We start from the raw sequence: 18,608 nt of genomic DNA, 5'->3' as shown, positions 1-18,608 counted from the left end.
GGACCAGCACCACACGGGAGGCGGAGGGTATGAGCGCGCGGTACACGGCGGCGGCGGTGTCCGTCGGCGACGGACGGGACGGAGAGGTCCGCAGCGACGACGGGGTGATCGACGAGAAACTCGCCGTCCCCGCCGAACTCGGCGGCCGGGGCGGCCCCGCCACCAACCCCGAGCAGCTGTTCGCGGCGGGTTACTCGGCGTGCTTCCACAGCGCGGTGCTCCAGGCCGCGAGGCTCTCCGGCATCAAGGTCGCCGACAGCCAGGTCGCGACCCAGGTCGCCATCGAGGTCGACGAGGCCGACACCGGCTACCGCCTCGCCGTCAGCCTCCGCGCCCACCTGCCCGGCCTGAACCAACCGCAGGCCGACGAGCTCGTGGAGGCGGCGCACCATATGTGCCCCTACTCCAAGGCGACCCGGGGGAACGTCCCCGTGAGGGTCAGCGCGACCGTCTGAGCGCCAGCCGCCCACCGAGGGTGGGCGCGGCCCACCGACCGGACTCGTCATCCACGGAAGAGGTGTGACAGCCATGAGCAGCAACAGCCCCATCACCAGCACCCTCGGCGACTCCGAACGGGACGTCACCGGGCGGGCGCTGCGAGCCACGCTTCTGGAGCTGGTGGACCTGTCCCTGATCGGCAAGCAGGCGCACTGGAACGTCGTGGGCCCGTTCTTCCGCAGCGTGCACCTGCAGCTCGACGACCTCGTGTCGATGGCGCGGAAGTACTCCGACAAGGTCGCGGAGCGGGCCGCAGCACTCGGTGTCTCGCCGGACGGCAGGGCCAAGTCCGTGGCCGAGGGCTCGGGCCTGCCGAACTACCCGGACGGTTGGCGCCAGGACGGCGACGTCGTGCGGGACGTGGTCGGCATCCTGGACGACCTGGTGCACCGTGTGCGCGCGAGGATCGACGAGACGGACAAGACCGACCAGGTGACGCAGGACCTGCTGATCGCGTTGACCGACAAGCTGGAGGAGGCCCGCTGGATGTGGCAGGCCCAGCTGGCCGGTCGGTGACGGTCGCCCTCCGGGGCTCCCACCGCGGTGGGAGCCCCGGAGCGCGGTCAGCGGCACGGACCGTCGGACGCGGCGGGCGCGGCGAGCCTCAGCCGGCCGCGAGAGCGCGCCGGGCGAAGTGCACCTCGGCGGCCCGCTGGCGCAGCGACTCGGCGACCACCAGCGACCCGTGCCCCGCGTCGTAGCGGTACACCTCGTAGGTCGCGCCCAGCGCCGCCAACCGGTCGAGGTAGTTGTCGATCTGCCGGATCGGGCAACGCGGGTCGTTCTCCCCCGCCAGCACCAGGACCGGCGCCCGCACCTTGTCCACGTAGGTCAGCGGGGAACAGTCCCGGTACCGCTCGGGGACCTCGTCCGGTGACCCACCGAACAACGCGCGGTCGAAGGCCCGGAGCGGTTCCATCTCGTCCTCGTAGGCGGCCAGGTAGTCCGCGACCGGGACACCCGCGATGCCGGCCGCCCACCTGTCCGGCTGGGTGCCCAGCGCCATGAGCGTCAGGTAACCGCCCCAGGACGCCCCCTCCACGACGCTGCGGTCCGGGTCGGTGAGGCCGCTGGCCACCGCCCAGTCGTGAACGGCGGCGACATCCTCCAACTCGGTGAGCCCCGGCCGCCCCTCGATGGCGTCCCGCCACCGCGAGCCGTACCCGGTGGAGCCCCGGTAGTTCACGTGCACCACGGCGAACCCGGCGTCGAGCCACAACGCGCGGTAGGCGGAGAACCGGTCCTCGTCGGCCGCGTGCGGTCCGCCGTGGAGGCTGAACACGGTGGGCAGCGGTCCGTCCGGTGCGTGCTCCGGACGGGCGTACAGCGCGTGGACCCGCCCGCCGGGGCCCTCCACGAACGCGTCCCGCAGCGGTTGGGACGGCGGCGCCGGCGTGCCGCCCGGCTGGAGGATCACCGCGTCGGATCCGTCGGTGTAGAGGGCCCGGACGGCGGCGGGGCGCTCGGCGGAGGACAACGAGTACTCCACCGTGCCGTCCGGCCGGACGTCCGCTCCCGTGACCGTCCCGGTCGCGGTGGGCAACCTGGTCAGGGCGCCGGAGGCGAGATCGTAGTGGTACAGGACGCAGCGGGCCTCGTGCTCGTGGGTGACCAGCAGGGCCGTGCCGTTCGGGTACCAGCTCGCCGACAACTCCCCGGGCAGGTCGATCAGGAGTTCGGTCTCCGTGTCGTTCTCCACGTCCCAGATCAGCAGCTCGGACCGGCCTCGGCGTTCGTGGCTGACCAACAGCCTCGGGTCACCCGCGATGAGCGGGAACCCGAGCGCGGACAGCGACTTGCCCGTCCCGTCCCACTTCTCCGCTACCGGCGCGTCGTCGACCTCGTCACCGCGCACCCGCAGCACGCGGAGCGCCGGGTGGCGGGAGTCACCGTGTTCGGAGTGGGCCAGCACCAGCAGCGACTCGTCGTGGGAAAGGGCCGCGACATCCGCGTCCTGTTCGTGCTGGTAGATCACCCGAGCGGGGTGGTAGCCGCCGTCCTCGGCGGCCCTGCTCGCCCAGATCGTGGTGCCCTCGTCGGTGGAGGCCCCGCAGACGACGACCTCCGCGCCCAGGGCGAGACCAGCCGGGTACCCCTCGTGCACCCCGGGTGGTGCCGCCGCGACGCTGGCGTCCACCGGCAGGCCGGCGAACGGCTCGGTCACCCAACGCCCGAACTCGTTGCCGTCCGTGTCCGAGAACCACCAGATCGTCTCGCCGTCGGGGCTGATGGTGGCGTAGGTGGTCCCGTTCGGCCGGTCCGTGACCTGACGGTGCGTCTCGGTCGCCCGGTCCCAGGCGTAGACCTCCCAGACACCGCTGGAGTTGGACACGTACAGGTTGCGGTCGGGGGCGTCCAGCGCCCAGTCGGGGAGTGAGTTCCGAGGCGCGCTGAACCGGGCGCGCCACCGCTCCTCCTCGGCCGGGTCGTCGAACAGGGTCTCCGGGATTTCGGCGCTGGGATGCTTGCTCACCCCCTCGATCCTGCCCGATACCCGCAGCGGGCGAAACGTTCGCACGCGACCACCACGGACGGTCCGACCCGGCAGGGTGCCGGCGGGGGAGTGCCGCGTCCTGCCTCGGCTGGCTCCACGGGCGCGCCGCGACCCCCGTGGGTAGCCCAACCGGCCGGGCAGGTGTCCCGCCGGAGGCAGGTCAGGGGAGGGCGATGGGGTGGCGGTCGTACCCGCCGCCCGCGCACTCGGGGCCGTGGGGGTGGAACGTCAGCGTTCCCCCAGCCTCGACGCAGCCACGTACCGGTACCGAGGGGAGCAGGTTGGGCTGGGAGTCGGTCGGAGGCCACGGCGGCGCACCGCCCATGAGGGCGAGCGCGAACACGACGGCACCGAGGGCAGGACGGGAGTCCATGAGGCTGGAGGCACCTTCCCGGAGACGAGCTGGCGACCCCACTCTCGCAGCATGGATCGGACAGGTGAACGGCGACCGCACCATGATCACCCGATCGAGGAGGTCCCGCCGGCCGCGCTCGGCTGGGCCGGGCCGCCTCCACACATGACGAAGGCCCAGGTCGGGGAACACACGACGTTTCCCTGACCTGGGCCTCCGGTCTGTCGGGGTGGCGGGATTTGAACCCACGACCTCTTCGACCCGAACGAAGCGCGCTCCCAAGCTGCGCCACACCCCGATCGTCTTGCGACCAGCCCCGCAGGGGCCTCACCGCCTGACGGAACAGAGTCTAGCCCATGCCCCCACCCGCCCGGAAACCGGCCGTCGGTTTCGCCGGCACCGGCCCGGAACCAGCCTCGCGAGGTCGTGGCACCAGGGTCAACAGGCTGGCCTCCGGCGGGCAGGCGAAGCGGACCGGCGCGTAGGGCGACGTCCCGAGGCCCGCGGAGACGTGGAGCCAGGTGTGCGCTCCCCACCGCGAGGCCCCGCGTGCCCGCGAACGGTCCAGTTCGCAGTTGGTCACCAGGGCACCGTAGAAGGGGACCCGCAACTGGCCACCGTGGGTGTGGCCGGCGAGCACCAGGTCGTAACCGTCGTCGGCGAAGCGGTCCAGGACCCGCGGTTCCGGGGAGTGCGTCACACCCAGGGACAACCTGGCCCGGGGGTCCGGGCGGCCCTCGATGTCGTCGTAGCGGTCCCGGCGGAGGTGGGGGTCGTCGACGCCGGCGGCCACGACCAGCTGGCCCCCCACCCGGAAGCTCCGCCGCTGGTGGGTCAGGTCGAGCCAACCTCGCTCGGTCAACGCCGCCCGCAGATCCCGCCAGGGCAGCGGCACGCCGTGGATGCGCTTGGTCCGGCGGACCGGCAGCAGGTACCGCGCCGGGTTCTTGGGTTTGGGCGCGTAGTAGTCGTTGCTGCCGAAGACGAAGACCCCGGGTCGATCGAGCAGGGGGCCCAGTGCCCGCAGTGCGGCGGGAACAGCCTGGTGGTGCGCGAGGTTGTCCCCGGTGTTCACCACCAGGTCCGGTTCGAGCGCGTCCAACGCGGCCACCCATTCCTGCTTGGAGCGCTGGTTCGGCGTCATGTGCAGGTCGGAGACGTGGAGGACACGGATCGGCCGGCTTCCGGGCGCGAGCACGGGCAGCGTGACGTTCCGAAGCGTCCAGTGCCGTCGTTCGATCCCGGCGGCATAGCCGACGGCCGCGACCCCGAGGGCGGCGGTTCCGATCAAGGTGCGCCCGAGAGTGTTCACCCGATTCAGCTTACGGCCTCGGGTCTGATCCGCCCGACCGGCGATGGGTGCGGGACGGACCGGGCCGCTCCGACCACCGCGATCACCCGAGCCAGCCGGCCACGGCGTACGTTCCGAGCGTGAGCGATCTCGAGGAACGGCTGCGCGCCGATCTGGTGGCGGCGATGAAGAGCAGGGACACCCGCGTGGTCGGAACCCTCCGCACGGTGCTGGGTGCCATCGGCAACGCCGAAGGGCGGACGGGCCGCCCGCTGACCGAGGCGGAGGTGACCCAGACCGTCGCCAAGGAGGCCAGGAAGCGGGACGAGGCGGCCGAGGCCTTCGGGTCGGCCGGTCGGGCGGACACGGCCGAGGCGGAGCGGGCCGAGGCGGACATCCTCCGCGCCTACCTCCCCCGTCAGTTGGGGGAGGACGAGCTCACCGAGCTCGTCGGCGCCGCCATCGAGGAGGTCGGAGCGCGGTTGGGCCGGCGACCGGGCCCGGCCGACCTGGGACAGGTGATGAAGGCGGCCACCGCCAGGGTGGCCGGCCGCGCCGACGGGAGCCGGGTGGTGGAACTCGTGCGGGCCGGCCTCCAGGCTTGAGCAGGAGGCCGGCCCGCGGGTAACGGAGTCAGTTGCCCTCGCCCACCGGTGGATCGGTGGGCGGTTGGTCACCGCCGTCGTCCGGGGGTTCCGGTAGCTCGGGCTGGGTTGGCTCGGGTGCGGGCGGAGGGACCGGCGGCACGCTGGGCCCACCCTCCTCGGGCGGGGGAGCCGGGGTGCCGCCCTCGCCGGGCGGCTGATCCGTCGGACCGGGTTGCTCGGTCTCCGCCGGCGGCACGTACCCGGTGCTGACCGAGATCGTGATCGTGTCCCCGGGGAGGGCGAAGCCCCGGGGGGACTGGGTCACCACGGTGCCGCGCGGCTCGCTGCTGTTGGTCTGCGCCTCGGACACCTGGTAACCGGCCTCCTGGAGGACCGTGCGGGCCTGGGCGGCGCCCATCCCGACCACGTTGGGAACCTGGTGGTCCTCACCGCCGAACTCGAACTTGGGGTCCAGCGCGGGCAGCGGAGCCACCGGCAGGCCCTCGTGCACCCCGGTCATCGTCGCGAACCACGTTCGGGCGGGGATGCGCCCTCCGTAGATGTTGCCGTTGTCCCCGCACAGCATCGGCGGGTCGCCGTCGCAGATCCCCTGCACCGAGGTCCCGTCGCTGAAGGTGAGCACCGCGCCGGCCATCTGCGGGGTCGCGCCGATGAACCCGGCGGACATGTGGTTCTGGGTGGTGCCGGTCTTGCCGAGCATCGGCCTGTCCCAGCTCACCTGCTGGGCTGCGGCCCGCGCGGTGCCCTCCGTGTCGTCCTTGCTCATCCCCACGAAGAGCGCGTCCGCGACCTCCTTCTCGACCGCCTGCTCGCAGTCGGCCTCGGTGATCGCCACCGGGTTGCCGTGCCGGTCGAGGACCTCCTCGATCGGGGAGGGCGGGCACCACACCCCGTTGCTGGCGATCGTCGCGGCGACGTTGGACAGCTCCAGCACGCTCGTCGGGGTGAAGCCGAGGGTGAAGGCACCGATGCCCCGTTCCTTGAGGAACTCCGCCTGCGGGAGTCGCTGCTCCTCGCGCTCGGCGGTGGGGTCGATCTGGCCGCCCTGGTGGTTGATGCCGGTCATGCCCTGCCGGAGGCCGAGGCGCTCCGCCATGTCCACCACCGCGTCGAGCCCAACCCGCTCCTGCAACGCCACGAAGGAGGTGTTGGGGGACTTCGCCAGGGCGTCCTGGAGGGTCATCCGGGCCGGGTACCCGTCGTTGTCGTTGCTGACCTGGTAGGGCGCCCCGTTGTTGAAGTACACCGAGGACACGTGGGTGGTGGGCACGTCGACCTCGTTCTGGATGCCCATGCCCGCCTCGAGGGCGGCCGCCGCCGTGAAGGTCTTGTAGATCGACCCCGCACCGAACATCGTCATGCCGCTGGGCAGCGGGTACATCGTCTGACCGGCCTCGGGGTCCAGCCCGTAGTCCCGGTTGGCCACCAGCGCACGGACCTTGTGGCCGTCGTGCCCAGGCTCCACGACCGCCATCGCGTTCGCGATGCCCTCGGTCGTCTTGGGCACCTGGTCCTCGGCCGCGCGCTTCGCCATCTCGGTGATCGAGTGGTCCAGCGTGGTCCGGATCGTGTAGCCGCCGCGCTTGAGCTGGTCCTTGGAGAAGCCGGCGCTCGCGAGGTAGTCGATGACGTACTCGCAGAAGAAGCCGTCGCTCGGCCCGGCGCCCACGCAGTCGTTCGGGGGGCGCCCCAACGGCTGCGCGAGCCCGAGGGGTTCCCGTTTCGCCTCCTCGGCGGCCTCCTCGGAGATGTGCCCCTGCTCCGCCATCAACCCGATGACGATGTTGCGCCGCCGCTTCGCCTCCTCCGGGTTGCGTTCGGGGTTCAACGAGCCGGGGCTGTTGACGATCCCCGCGAGCAGGGCGGCCTGCGGAACGGTCAACTGGTCCGCCGTCGTGTTGAAGTAGGTGCGCGCGGCGGCGCCGACGCCGTAGGTCTGGTTGCCGAAGGGCACGATGTTCAGGTAGCCGGCGAGGATCTCCTCCTTGTCGAGGTTCTGCTCCAGTTGGAGGGCGATCCGGATCTCGCGCAGCTTCCTGGCGGGGGTCTGCTCGATCGCCTTGGCCTGTTCCGCGGGGCTGTCGGCGGCGACCACGTGCACCAGGTAGTTCTTGACGTACTGCTGGGTGAGGGTGGAACCGCCCTGCGCGATGCTGCCGGACATCTGGTTCGTCACCGCCGCGCGGAACGTGCCCCGCCAGTCGACGCCCTCGTGCTGGTAGAAGCGCTGGTCCTCCACCGCGATGATGGCCGCCTTCATGCTGTCGGCGATCTCGTGCGGCTCCACCAGCACCCGGTACTGGTCGAACAGGTAGGCGATGGGGTCGCCCTCGGAGTCGGTGATCGTGCTGACCAGGGGAGGGTCCGTGGTCACGAGGTCGGCCGAGAGGCTGTCCACAGTGTCACTCGCCTGGTTGGACGCCACGCCGAGACCGCCGACGGCGGGGAACAACACCCCGGCGGCCAGTACCCCCGCGAGCACGCAGAGTCCGAAGAGCTTGAGTACGCCAGCCCGAAACCGCACCCGCTCAGCGTACGTCCGGGGTGGCGCCCGTATAACGACGAAGTGAGGTAGCACCACTCGAAATGATGACTAAGGGTTGCGAAACGGGTGACAGACCGTAATGTTTGTCATACCCGGTGAAATTGATGGAACCAATCTGCTCTACAGTCCGTCAAGGTCTCACGACAAGGTAAGACAGGGCGTTCCATCGGAACGGAATGTCACTGACCGCGGGTGCCGGGGGGGCACCTGGTGAGTCGGAAGACACAAGGAGCTGGGGGACATGATGTTCATCCAGGGGGATTGGCGGGTTCGAGCGGCCTGCCGTGACGAGGACCCTGAGCAGTTGTTCGTCCGAGGAGCGGAACAGCGCAAGGCCAAGGTGGTCTGCATTGGCTGTCCGGTTCGTACCGAGTGTCTGGCCGAGGCGCTGGACAACCGCATCGAGTTCGGTGTCTGGGGCGGGATGACCGAGCGGGAGCGGCGCGCGCTGCTCCGTCGCAGGCCGGACGTCGAGTCCTGGCGCGAGCTGTTGGAGGCCGCGCGCCGCCGCCACACCGACATCGAGTACCAGGTGTCCTGACGGGACACGGTGACGCCGGGCCGGCGCGACGAGGGCGTCGGCCCGGCGGCCCCGCCGAATTGCGTGATCAACCAGTTGTCCGCCCATTGGCCGGCCGTCCGGCCAAATTCCAGGCGATTCCCGATCGCTTTCGCCATTAGCGCGGGAGCGCGTGGGGCTAACCGGCGTCGGGCCTACTCGCGAGTCGTTCGCCGATCTCACGGAGACCCCGCATATCGTGAACATCTTTCGCGAGTGCTGGGACACCGATGATCGGCACTCCCGGATGAGCCCTGGTGAAGCGTGACAGCAACCGGAGTTCGCGGTCCGCGACCGACACCCGGTCGGCGTGCAGGCGGAGCACGGCGGCGGCGAGCGGGGCACCTCCACCGAGCTGGTCCGCCGCCGCGAGGGCGCTGGCGGCCGGCAGGTCGGTGAGCACCGGGTGGGTGCGGTTGGCGACGAGACCCGCCAACGGCATCCGCTCGGTGGCGAGCCGGTCGACGAAGTAGGAGGCCTCCCGCAGGGCATCCGGTTCCGGGGCGGCCACCACCAGGAACGCCGTGCCCGGGGAGCGCAGCATCCGGTAGGTGTGCTCCGCCCGCTCGCGGAAACCCCCGAACATGCTGTCGAAGGCCTGCACGAACGCGGAGGCGTCCGCGAGCAACTGGCCACCGACGATCGTCGAGACCGCCTTGCTGAACAGGCCGAACCCCGCGCCGACGACCCGCCGGATGCCCCGCCCGCCAGCCCTGGCCGGGCCGGCCAGCAACCGGATCAACGTGCCGTCGAGGACCGTCGACAACCGCTGCGGCGCATCGAGGAAGTCCAGTGCGGACCTGCTCGGCGGAGTGTCCACCACGATCAGGTCCCAGTCCCCCTCCGCGGCCAGCTGCCCGAGCTTCTCCATCGCCATGTACTCCTGCGTGCCGGAGAAGGACGAGGAGATGGTCTGGTAGAAGGGGTTGGCCAGGATCTGCTCGGCGCGTTCGTCCCCCGCGTGGGCCAACACCATGTCGTCGAAGGTCCGGCGCATGTCGAGCATCATCGCGTGCAGCTCGCCGGCCGGTTCCTCCTCGGCGAACTCGACCCGACGAGGCTGGTTGCCCAGCTCCCGGAGCCCCAGCGCCTGTGCCAGGCGTCGGGCCGGGTCGATCGTCAGCACGACCGTCCTCCTGCCGAGGCGCGCGGCACGCAACCCGAGCGCGGCCGCGGTCGTCGTCTTGCCGACGCCACCCGAACCGCAGCACACCACGATCTCGGTCCTCGGGCTGGCCAACAACCCGTCGACGTCGAGCGCGGCCGGCCGACGACGGCTCCCGGCCGCTGGTCCCGGTGCCGTCATCGCAGGCCCTGGTCGCGCATGGTCTCGGCGAGCTCGTACAGCGAGGCGAGGTCGACGCCCTCGGTCAGCTCCGGCAGTTCCAGCAACGGCAGGTCGAGCTGGCGGAGGTGCCGCCACGCCTCCTGTTCGGACCGCACCCGCAGGGCGTGCTCCACCGTCTCACCGACGAGCCCGTCCAACTGGTCGTCGGTGAGGGCGAGACCGGCCGACTCCAGCCCGGCCCGAACGCGGGCCTCGTCGAGACGGCCGTCCGCCGCCGCGGCCACCGACCGGGCCGGCAGCCGGTTCGGGCTGATCCGGTTCACCACGACGGCGCCGGGGCGCAGGTCGGCGGCATCCAGTTCCTCCACGGCCTCGACCGCCTCCTGCGCCGGCAGCTCCTCCAAGGTGGTCACCAGGTGCACCGCGGTGTCGCCCGAGTGCAGGAGCCGCACCACCCCCTCGCTCTGGGCCCGGATCGGACCGACCTTCGCGAGGTCGACCATCGCCCGCGTGACGTCGAGGAACCGCACGATGCGGCCGGTGGGTGGCGCGTCCACCACGACCGCGTCGTAGACGTGCCGTCCCCGCTGGTCGGTGCGGCCGGCGCACTCCTTGATCTTGCCTGTCAGCAGCACGTCCCGCAGACCGGGAGCGAGGGTGGTGGCGAACTCGATCGCTCCCATCCGGCGCAGCGTCCGCCCGGCGAAGCCGAGGTTGTAGAACATGTCGAGGTACTCCAGCAGCGCGGCCTCGGCGTCCACGGCCAACGCGCGGACCTCACCACCGCCCGGTGCGAGCGCGAGCCGCTCCTCGGAGTAGGGGAGCGGCGCGGTGTCGAAGAGCTGGGCGATCCCCTGCCGCCCCTCGACCTCCACGAGCAGTACCCGACGGCCCCCGTTGGCCAGCGCGAGCGCCACCGCGGCGGCGACCGTCGACTTCCCGGTGCCACCCTTACCCGTGACCACGTGCAGCCGGACCCGCGCGAGCTGCTCGGTCCATCCGGAGCTTGAGGCCCTCACACGGTCAGCCTAAACGCCACGACACGGTCCGGCTCCCGTGCAGTGCCACCACTCCTCCCACCCGGGTACCGGGCGAGCCGGGACACGGGTCAATCCACCATCGTCAGCACGGCCACGGCGATGCCCGCGGCCGCCACCAGCCCCCAGGCCACGGTCGAGGGAAGCCACAACGCCACGCAGAGGATCGCCACCACCAGCACCGCCGAGGCGATGGCGCCGTTGCGGACCACGTCCCCGCGCGACCGTCCCTTGCGGTCCCTGGCCTGCGCCATCACCACGAGCACCAGGATGCCGCCGAACAGCACCAGCAGGGCGGTGGCCGCCATCCGCCAGATCTCCACCCAGCCACATTACCGACTCGATCCCATCACTCGGTCCCGCCGAACGGTGGTCGGGGAGTCCCCATCCGTGGGACGCGGACGGTGGCCCTTCCGTTACGACTACCCTCCGACACATGACCAAGTGGGAGTACGCCACGGTGCCGTTGTTGATCCATGCCACCAAGCAGATCCTCGACCAGTGGGGCGAGGACGGTTGGGAGTTGGTCACGGTGCTGCCGGGGCCGACCGGTGAGCAGCTGGTCGCCTACCTCAAGCGTCCCAAGGGCTGAGCGCGGAGAGATGAGTGAGGACATGAGGCCTTCCTGGACCCAGCGAATCCAAGAGATCGGGGTGTCGCTGCCCGCGGTCGCCGCGCCGGTGGCCGCCTACGTGCCAGCGATCCGCACCGGCTCCCTCGTCTACACCTCCGGTCAGGTACCGATCGTCGACGGGGCGCTCGCCGCCACCGGGAAGGTCGGGGGCGACGTCAGCCCGGAGGAAGCCAAGCAGCACGCCAGAACCTGCGCCCTCAACGCCCTCGCGGCGGTCGACGCCCTCGTCGGGCTGGACTCGGTGGTCCGGATCGTCAAGGTCGTCGGCTTCGTCGCCTCCGCTGACGGGTTCACCGGCCAGCCCGCCGTGATCAACGGTGCCTCCGAGCTGTTCGGCGAGATCTTCGGCGAGGCCGGCCAGCACGCCAGGTCGGCCGTCGGGGTGTCCGAGCTGCCGCTGGGCGCCCCGGTCGAGGTCGAGATCATCGTCGAGGTCGACTGAACGGGGTTGCACGATGGGGCGCGACATGCGGGATCTCCGCCACGAACTGCTGCTCAGGTTGGCCGGGCGACTGCCCGACCGACAGCTCTGGCGGTTCCGCGACTGGCTGGCCGGTGACGCCGACGCGGTACTCGCCAGGACGCTGCCCCGCGCGCTGGCGCACGGCAGGCTGGGACTGACCGACCACGAGCACGAGCTCCTCGCCGAGGGTTTCCTGCCCGCCGGTGCCGACCCCGTGCTCGTGGCCGCCATCCCGGCCCTCGCCGAGGAGCCAGAACCCGCGCACGTCTTCGGGGTCTCCCCGGCGGCCGTCAGCGACGTGCCGGTGGAGGTCCCCCACGGAGCGGACTCGACGCCGGTGGTTCTCGGAGCCATGCTCCGCGGCCGCCCCGGCGTCCGCGAGGTCCGGTTCGCCTGGCGGGCACCCGTCACGGGCGGCCCACCCCGGCGAGTGCTCCTCGTGAGCGCCGAGACCGGACGGATCGGCCTGACCGCCGAGTTGCAGCGCGTGTTGCGGGCACTCGGCGAACGCGAACCGCGTGTCGAGGTCGTCCCTCCGTCGATGACCCTGACCGCCTACCACCGGGCCGCCTGGGTCGGGTCAGAACCGGTGGTCACCGGCCTGAACCACGGGCAGTTAGCCCACGTCTGAGCTTGCTTGACGCCCGTCCGCCGGCGGCGGGTCGGAAGGAGAGAACGGCATGGCGGAGGCCACGCGGAACGGCGACGACCAGGACCGTCGCGTCCCGACTCGACTGCACGACCTGCTGCTGGGGCTCGCGGGGAGGATCGACGACGAGTCGCTGACGGACGCCAGGGAGTTCCTGGCGCTCGCCGAACCGGACCAGGCCGCGGAACTGGTCGTCGGCGCCCTGGTCGCCGGTGACGTCGCACTGCCAGCCGCGACCAGGGCCGAGCTGGCGGACCTGCTGGTCGAGGTGCGGTCGGACGCCGCGCTGGCCGACAGGGTGCGGGAGCTGGGCGACGAAGGGGTCGGTGCCCACCGGTTCGTCCAGGACAACGCCCCGGAACGCGGGGTCGGGCAGGCCGTCGCCGGCCTCGGCCGTCGGTTGTCGGCGGTGAGTTCCCTGCGATGCGCCTGGCGGGTCACACCGGCCGGGGCCGCGCCGATGGGTACTCCGCAACGGGTCGTGGTCGTCGAGTCCACCGACGCGGCCGTCGCCCCCGCCACCGCGTTCCAGGTCGCGCGGGCACTCGACGCGGCGGACCTGCCCGCGACCGTCGAGGTCCTGTTACCAGGAAGACCGGTCCCCGAGTACCAGCGGGCCGCCTCGGACGCCGGGGTCCTCGTCGACCTGAACGGTCACGCGCGTCCCGGCCCCGACGGTGGGCGCGAACCCGAGCGGGGCGCGGGGCCGGGCCCCGACCGCGAGCGGCCCCGGCGGAGCGCGAGGCCGGCGGCACCCGCACCACCACCGACGAGGAGCCGGCCCCCGCCGAGGCGCACGCCGGTCGTCGACGGCGACCGGACTCCGAGGAGGCGGCTCCTGCTGGCCGGAAGGACGACCAGGGCGTCGCGGGTGAGCCACCACGGCCGGAGGCGGCCCCTTCCGCGCCCCGGTCTCCGCGACGCGGCCCGGACACCGCGCCGTCCGGCGCGGACCAGCAGGTCACCGAGCCCGTGGGCGAGGTGGTCGCGGAGGACCGTCGCCCGCCCCGCCCACCCCGAGGGCGTCGCTACCCGGCCACCACGGTCCCCGAGGCGACACCGGAACTGTCCGACGAGGACGTTCCGGGAGAGGCGGACACCCCGGAACGGGCCGCCCCGAGGCTCGCCGAGAACGTCCGGGTGCTCCGACCGGCCAGGGACGGCTCCGGGCGAACGCCGTCCAGCGGCCGGGGAGGTCGCCCCGGGGACGAGGCCACCGACCAGGAGGGCTCCACGGCCGCGAACGAGAGGACGCCGGCCCCGGAGCAGCCCGCTCGCCGCCCCGAGCGGGCGAGCCGGCCCGCGCCCCGGCCGGAGGACGTCGGCCCGGTCCGCCCCGATACCGACCCAGCCCCCGACCACGGGCAGGCGCAGGCCGCGACTCCCGTGTCCAGCGGCCAGCCCCGCGCCGCCGCCGGTGCGCCGACCGCCGACCGGGCGGTGCCGGGCCCGGAACGGCCTCCGGGGGACGAGGGCAAGCTGAACGGCAGGGAACGGGACCTCCTCCGGCAGCTGCACGAGGAACTGGCCGAACGGGACCACGAGGGCACGGCGACGGGCCAGCCGAGTTCGGAGGCCGCGCGAACCCCCGCGCCCAGGCGCGCGGTGTCCGCGCCGAGCAACGTCGAACAGACCGGGCCCATCAGCCGCCTTTCCGCCAGTGCTGGTGGCCACCCCACCTCTGGGCCACAACGGCCCTACACGAACGGGCATCCACCGTTCCCGCCGACCGCCTGAGCAGCCGGCGGAGCGGCCGTCAGGCCGGGGTGCCGAGCCGTACCCCGGACGGTGAGCCGGCCAGCGAGGTGGCGGCGGCGAGCACGCGTTGCAGGTGCAGTCCTCGGGCCACGTCGCAGGGGTGCTCCCGGGCTCCGCTGTGCACCATGGCCACGAAGTCGTCGAGCATCGAGGCGTAGCAGTCCGCCCGGGAGGTCTCCGGCGCTCCCAGCGCCCGGAGGCCACCACCGCCGAAGACCGACACGTCGGTGACGGTCGGCCTCGCGGGGAAGCGCAGCGACAGCGACAGCGTGCTCGTCACGCCGCCCTCGTGGCCGAGCACGAGCTGCCAGAGGTCGTCGGGGGAGCGGTGGGCGGCGAGGACCTCCACCACCGGGCCGAGCGCCGCGTCCACGAGGTCCACGGCGTGCGGCCCCACATCGAGCAGCCCGCCGTCCTCGTGACGCCACGAGGATCCCGTGTTGCCGTCGTCCAGGAGCGCGCCGGACAGCCAGGTGACCGAGCCACCGGCCCACCCGCCACCGTCCTGGAGGCCGGCGAGCCACTCGCGGGTCTCCGGGGCGAACCGGCGGGTCAGCATCACCAGGGAGCACACCTCGCGACGGCGGACCTCCTCCGCGAGACGCGAGGCGGACGCCAGATCGGCGGCGAGCGGTTTCTCCAGGATGACGTGCCTGCCGGCCGACGCGGCACTGGTCGCGAGCCCGGCCTGGACGGACGGGGGTACCGCGAAGGCGACCACGTCGACGCTGGCCACGAGTTCCTCTGGGCTGGACATCACCTCGGCGGAGTACGGCGCGGCCAGCTCGGCGGCGGCGTCGGGCCGTCGGGACCACACCGCGACGAGACGGGTCCCCGGGTGGTCGTCGATCCCCGGGGCGTGCGTCGTCCTGGCCCACCGGCCGGCCCCGACCAGACCGACCCGCAGTTGATCCTCCACCACTGGTGCCGGGGCCTCGGCGTCCAGTGGTCCGTCGTCGTGGGCTGGAGAAGTAGGCACGACACCATCTTTCCCGCTCCACCCCGGACGCCAACCATGATCCGACTGATCCGAGGCCCGGTTCAGTCGGAAGGATCATCACTCCAAGATCAGGGGAACCCGGATCTCCACACCGTCGGCGAGGCCGACGAGCACCGAGCCCTCGTTCCACGCCACCCGCCACGGACCCGCCGCCACCGAGCTCGAGGGCACCGGCACGGCGCGCAGGACGGTGTCCTCCCCGTCGTGCCGGTCCACGAGCACCACCTCCGCTTCCTCGGACGAGAACAGGGTCGCCGGTCGCTCCCGCAGCTCGACCACGAGTGATGACCGCCCGGTGGCCGCGGCGACCTCGGGCGGGGCGGTGTCGGAGGCGGGTGCGCGCCCGCCGTGGGGTACCGCCAGCAGCAGGAGGAGCACCCCGGTGCCGACCGTCCCGGCGATGACCCCGAGCACCAGGGTCAACAGCGGCACCAGGCACCCCCGGACCCGCCGTCCGTCCACAGCTGGCTCCACCCGTTCCTCCTCGTGACGCACCAGCTCATTCTCGCGTGGTTCCCCCACGAGGGCCGGGCGCCTAGGGTGGCACCGTGCCCCCGCTGCCAGAACCGTTCGACCTGCCGCCGGAGCTGGTCGACTCGCTCTCCGCCGTCCCGGGGCGCCCACCCGCCACGCCGAGGGACTCGGCGAGCGTCGTGCTCGTGCGCGACCACCCAGCGGGCGGTGTCGAGGTGTTCCTGATGCGCAGGGCAGCCACCATGGCCTTCGCCCCGGGCATGACCGTCTTCCCCGGCGGATCCGTCGACGGCAGGGACCGGGTCGGGGGCGCGGTCCGGGCACATTGGGCGGGCCCCGCGCCGGAGTGGTGGGCCGAGCGCTTCGGCTGCGCGCCCGACCTCGCCGCCGCACTGGTCAGCGCGGCGGTCCGCGAGACCTTCGAGGAAACCGGTGTGCTGCTCGCGGGAGCCGACGACCGCGATGTCGTCAGGGACGCGGGCCGGTACTCGTCGGCGAGGCCGCTCCTCGAGAGCGGCGCCCTCTCCCTCGGGGAGTTCCTCGCGGCCAACGAGCTCGTGCTGCGCGCCGACCTCCTCACTCCCTGGGCGAACTGGGTGACGCCCGAGGTGGAGGCGCGTCGCCACGACACCCGGTTCTTCCTCGCCGAACTACCACCCGGACAACGAGCTGACGGCAGGACCTCGGAGGCCGTCCAGGCGAGGTGGCTGACCCCGGCGGCCGCGTTGGAGGAGTGGCGTCAGGGCGACCGCGCCCTGCTCCCCCCTACCTGGGTGACCCTGTCCGAACTCGCCGACCAGGACAGCGTGTCCTCGGCACGTCGGACCCCCCGCGTGATCGGCCGCACCGTTCCCCGCATCATCCGTGAGGGCGGCCGGCTGCGAGTGGTGGTGCCGGAACCGTCCGAAGGGGGCCGGGCCGTCACGAGGCGGGGCGGGCCCCCACGGTCCGGGACGAGCGAGCGGATGGGGGGCCGTCGTGACCGAACCGCGTGGTGGTGACCTCCCGAGCGACGCGCACCCGGCGTACGGGAGACGGCGGGACGTGGCGGACGTGGCCTCGGTGTGGCTCGCGAACAACCCCTCGGCCATGACCCTGGAGGGCACCAACACCTGGGTCCTCCGGGCCCCTGGCGCGACGGGTCGGGTCGTCGTCGACCCGGGACCGGACGACGAGGAGCACCTCCGCCGGGTCGGTGAGGAAGGCCCCGTCGAACTCGTCCTGCTCACCCACGGGCACCACGACCACAGCGCGGGGCTGGCCCGGTTCGCCGACCTGGTCGGCGCGCCCTCGGCCGCGATCGACCCGCGCTGGTCGTCCGGAGAACCACTCGTCGACGGCGCGGTGCTCGACGTGGCCGGCCTGCGGCTGGAGGTGCTCCACACCCCGGGCCACACCGACGACTCGGCGTGCTTCCTCGTCCACGGCGGAGCGGGTCCGGTGGTGCTCACCGGGGACACGGTGCTGGGGCGGGGGACGACGGTGCTGACGGGGAGCCTCCGTGACTACCTCACCACCCTCCGAGGGCTGGCCCGGGTCCCCGCCGGAACCCGTCTGCTGCCAGGGCACGGTGCGGAGTTGCCCGATGCGGCCGCGACGGCCCGCGACTACCTCGCGCACCGCGAACGTCGGCTGGACCAGGTGCGCGCCGCCCGCGCTCGGCTGGGCGCGACGGCCACCCCCGTGGAGGTGGTGGCCGCCGTCTACCCCGACCTCGACCCGGCGCTGTCGTTCGCCGCGGAGCAGTCCGTCCGGGCGCAGCTCGCGTACCTGGACGAGGAGGGCTGACCACCCCGGCGCGGTCGCCGTCCTCAGCCCCGGGGGGATGGTGGTCGGGTGGGGGCGACGAGGTGGGTCACCGCCACACCGTCATCGCCAGGGTCCGCCGTGAGCACGGATCCCCGCCGTTCGTGGGCGGGGACGCGCAGTTCGACGACGCGGCCCGTGAAGCCGCGCAGCGCGTCCACCAGGTGCCGGGCCTGGTAGGTGCGGGAGATCCGGTTGCCGGCCACGTCGGCCTTCACGGTCTCCTCCGACTCGCCGATGGTCGGATCGCTGCCCAGGACTCGGACACCGCCGTCCTCGGCGACGAGGGTGAGGAGCCCGCGCCCTCCACCGAAGGTGGCCGCGCGCCGCACCGCCGCGGTCAACTCGTCCGCGTCCGCCCGCAGCACGCAGTCGACATCGGACGGGAACAGCCGGTCCGAGTTGGGGAACGGTGTGGCGAGCAGCGCCGTGGTGACGAGGGTGCCCTCCCACGACAGCGCGAAGCGGTCGGTGTCGGCTCGCAGATCGACCTCGCCCGACCGGGGGAGCTGCCTGGACAACTCCGCCAGGAGGGCGGCGGGGACCAGGACGTCCAGGTCGGCAGCGTCCTCCGCCGGGCCGGGGAGGGGGATCTCCGCCTTCGCGAGTCGGAAACGGTCGCTGGCGAGCAGCGCGAGGACGCCGTCCTCGACCGAGAGCCGCACGCCGGTGAAGACGGGCAGCGCGTCGTCACGCGACGCCGCCGCCGCGACGACCGCCAGCGGCCCGCGCAGCGCGGCCGAGGGCACGGACAGCCGGTGCGGAGGTGAGGGCGCCAGCCCCGGGTGCGCCGCGAGATCCATCATGGGAAGGGCGAACCGCGCCCGACCAGCGCGGACCGCGAGGCGGGACCCCTCGACGACCAGGCGGACCTCCGGTTCGGCCAGGGACCGCAACGTCTCGGCCAGGGGACGGGCGGGTACCAGGACCGAACCCTCGGAACCCACCAGGCCGTCCAGGTCCGCCTGGAACCCGCGCTCGTGGTCGGAGGAGGCGACCCGTACCCCGGTCGCGGAGGCCACGACCACCACGCCACCGAGCACGGGATCGGTCAGGCGCCCGGGCAGGAGCCGGACCAGCTCGGCCAGGCGAGTCGCCAGCGGTGTGGTTGGCACTGTGGCGTCGAGACCCAGGTGGGCGGTCATGCCGGCA

At 72.7% G+C, this 18,608-nt stretch carries 21 protein-coding genes and 1 tRNA gene; 10 read left to right on the top strand and 12 right to left on the bottom strand.

Annotated features, from left to right (window positions below; genetic code table 11):
- Positions 1 to 29: 29 nt before the first annotated feature.
- The gene (locus tag G443_RS15135) at positions 30 to 455 is read left to right on the top strand and encodes an organic hydroperoxide resistance protein (RefSeq protein WP_026417669.1); all 426 of its coding nucleotides are present in this window, start codon (positions 30 to 32) and stop codon (positions 453 to 455) included.
- 73 nt (positions 456 to 528) lie between these two features.
- The gene (locus tag G443_RS15130) at positions 529 to 1,014 is read left to right on the top strand and encodes a ferritin-like domain-containing protein (protein ID WP_026417668.1); all 486 of its coding nucleotides are present in this window, start codon (positions 529 to 531) and stop codon (positions 1,012 to 1,014) included.
- 88 nt (positions 1,015 to 1,102) lie between these two features.
- Here G443_RS15130 and G443_RS15125 read toward each other — a convergent pair whose 3' ends face one another.
- The 4 genes from G443_RS15125 to G443_RS15110 form a co-directional block, all read right to left on the bottom strand.
- Positions 1,103 to 2,971, bottom strand: coding sequence for a S9 family peptidase (locus tag G443_RS15125; protein WP_026417667.1), 1,869 nt, complete (start codon positions 2,969 to 2,971; stop codon positions 1,103 to 1,105).
- 181 nt (positions 2,972 to 3,152) lie between these two features.
- A complete protein-coding gene (locus tag G443_RS15120; protein ID WP_026417666.1) occupies positions 3,153 to 3,365 on the bottom strand; it encodes a hypothetical protein in 213 nt (70 codons plus the stop codon).
- Between the two features lie 203 nt (positions 3,366 to 3,568).
- A tRNA-Pro gene (locus tag G443_RS15115) sits at positions 3,569 to 3,642 on the bottom strand.
- Between the two features lie 51 nt (positions 3,643 to 3,693).
- Positions 3,694 to 4,656: a metallophosphoesterase gene (locus G443_RS15110; protein WP_030226139.1), complete on the bottom strand. Its 963-nt coding sequence runs from the start codon at positions 4,654 to 4,656 to the stop codon at positions 3,694 to 3,696.
- A 119-nt stretch (positions 4,657 to 4,775) separates the two neighbouring features.
- Between G443_RS15110 and G443_RS15105 the strand changes: the two genes are divergently transcribed.
- Positions 4,776 to 5,240: a GatB/YqeY domain-containing protein gene (locus tag G443_RS15105; protein WP_026417665.1), complete on the top strand. Its 465-nt coding sequence runs from the start codon at positions 4,776 to 4,778 to the stop codon at positions 5,238 to 5,240.
- 28 nt (positions 5,241 to 5,268) lie between these two features.
- Here the strand turns inward: G443_RS15105 and G443_RS15100 are convergent, their stop codons facing one another.
- The gene (locus tag G443_RS15100) at positions 5,269 to 7,767 is read right to left on the bottom strand and encodes a penicillin-binding protein (RefSeq protein WP_030226142.1); all 2,499 of its coding nucleotides are present in this window, start codon (positions 7,765 to 7,767) and stop codon (positions 5,269 to 5,271) included.
- Between the two features lie 262 nt (positions 7,768 to 8,029).
- Here G443_RS15100 and G443_RS15095 point away from each other — a divergent pair, with 262 nt between their 5' ends.
- A complete protein-coding gene (locus G443_RS15095; RefSeq protein WP_016701412.1) occupies positions 8,030 to 8,329 on the top strand; it encodes a WhiB family transcriptional regulator in 300 nt (99 codons plus the stop codon).
- Positions 8,330 to 8,486: 157 nt separating this feature from the next.
- On the opposite strand, the gene bagB is transcribed toward G443_RS15095, so the two are convergent.
- From bagB to G443_RS15080, 3 genes are all read right to left on the bottom strand, one after another.
- The gene (gene bagB, locus G443_RS15090) at positions 8,487 to 9,653 is read right to left on the bottom strand and encodes an ATPase BagB (protein ID WP_051313498.1); all 1,167 of its coding nucleotides are present in this window, start codon (positions 9,651 to 9,653) and stop codon (positions 8,487 to 8,489) included.
- Positions 9,650 to 10,654, bottom strand: coding sequence for an ATPase BagA (gene bagA, locus G443_RS15085; RefSeq protein ID WP_026417663.1), 1,005 nt, complete (start codon positions 10,652 to 10,654; stop codon positions 9,650 to 9,652). Before bagA ends, bagB begins: the two co-directional genes overlap by 4 nt.
- An 89-nt stretch (positions 10,655 to 10,743) precedes the next feature.
- Positions 10,744 to 10,995, bottom strand: coding sequence for a hypothetical protein (locus tag G443_RS15080; protein ID WP_026417662.1), 252 nt, complete (start codon positions 10,993 to 10,995; stop codon positions 10,744 to 10,746).
- A 113-nt stretch (positions 10,996 to 11,108) separates the two neighbouring features.
- Here G443_RS15080 and sp36 point away from each other — a divergent pair, with 113 nt between their 5' ends.
- The 3 genes from sp36 to G443_RS15065 are packed head-to-tail and all read left to right on the top strand — an operon-like array spanning position 11,109 to position 12,400.
- A complete protein-coding gene (gene sp36, locus G443_RS15075; RefSeq protein ID WP_016696652.1) occupies positions 11,109 to 11,264 on the top strand; it encodes a Sp36 family protein in 156 nt (51 codons plus the stop codon).
- 10 nt (positions 11,265 to 11,274) lie between these two features.
- On the top strand, positions 11,275 to 11,748 hold the full coding sequence (locus G443_RS15070; RefSeq protein WP_245588699.1) for a RidA family protein: 474 nt from the start codon (positions 11,275 to 11,277) through the stop codon (positions 11,746 to 11,748).
- A 25-nt stretch (positions 11,749 to 11,773) separates the two neighbouring features.
- Positions 11,774 to 12,400, top strand: a complete 627-nt coding sequence (locus G443_RS15065) for a hypothetical protein (RefSeq protein WP_051313615.1) — start codon at positions 11,774 to 11,776, stop codon at positions 12,398 to 12,400.
- On the opposite strand, the gene G443_RS15060 is transcribed toward G443_RS15065, so the two are convergent.
- On the bottom strand, positions 12,363 to 12,752 hold the full coding sequence (locus G443_RS15060; protein WP_253860224.1) for a hypothetical protein: 390 nt from the start codon (positions 12,750 to 12,752) through the stop codon (positions 12,363 to 12,365). The two genes, G443_RS15065 and G443_RS15060, sit on opposite strands and share 38 nt — an antisense overlap.
- Before the next feature lie 638 nt (positions 12,753 to 13,390).
- Between G443_RS15060 and G443_RS15055 the strand changes: the two genes are divergently transcribed.
- Entirely contained in the window at positions 13,391 to 14,155 is a 765-nt protein-coding gene (locus G443_RS15055) for a hypothetical protein (RefSeq protein WP_253860223.1), read from the top strand.
- Between the two features lie 19 nt (positions 14,156 to 14,174).
- Here G443_RS15055 and G443_RS15050 read toward each other — a convergent pair whose 3' ends face one another.
- Positions 14,175 to 15,098, bottom strand: a complete 924-nt coding sequence (locus G443_RS15050; RefSeq protein WP_026417659.1) for a Gfo/Idh/MocA family protein — start codon at positions 15,096 to 15,098, stop codon at positions 14,175 to 14,177.
- Positions 15,099 to 15,233: 135 nt separating this feature from the next.
- Positions 15,234 to 15,671 carry a hypothetical protein gene (locus G443_RS15045; RefSeq protein ID WP_155886036.1) on the bottom strand — a complete coding sequence of 146 codons (438 nt, stop codon included), beginning with the start codon at positions 15,669 to 15,671 and terminating at the stop codon, positions 15,234 to 15,236.
- A gap of 53 nt (positions 15,672 to 15,724) precedes the next feature.
- Here G443_RS15045 and G443_RS15040 point away from each other — a divergent pair, with 53 nt between their 5' ends.
- Together G443_RS15040 and G443_RS15035 are read left to right on the top strand one after the other, a co-directional pair.
- On the top strand, positions 15,725 to 16,651 hold the full coding sequence (locus G443_RS15040; protein ID WP_253860222.1) for an NUDIX hydrolase: 927 nt from the start codon (positions 15,725 to 15,727) through the stop codon (positions 16,649 to 16,651).
- Positions 16,629 to 17,438, top strand: a complete 810-nt coding sequence (locus G443_RS15035) for an MBL fold metallo-hydrolase (protein ID WP_026417656.1) — start codon at positions 16,629 to 16,631, stop codon at positions 17,436 to 17,438. Before G443_RS15040 ends, G443_RS15035 begins: the two co-directional genes overlap by 23 nt.
- A 23-nt stretch (positions 17,439 to 17,461) precedes the next feature.
- Here G443_RS15035 and dnaN read toward each other — a convergent pair whose 3' ends face one another.
- Positions 17,462 to 18,601, bottom strand: coding sequence for a DNA polymerase III subunit beta (gene dnaN, locus G443_RS15030; RefSeq protein WP_026417655.1), 1,140 nt, complete (start codon positions 18,599 to 18,601; stop codon positions 17,462 to 17,464).
- Positions 18,602 to 18,608: the final 7 nt, after the last annotated feature.

The organism is Actinoalloteichus caeruleus DSM 43889 (assembly GCF_000429185.2).
Classification (GTDB): domain Bacteria; phylum Actinomycetota; class Actinomycetes; order Mycobacteriales; family Pseudonocardiaceae; genus Actinoalloteichus_B; species Actinoalloteichus_B caeruleus.
The sequence above is the reverse complement of the archived record's forward strand: the minus strand, read 5'-3'. Positions and strand labels throughout refer to the sequence as shown.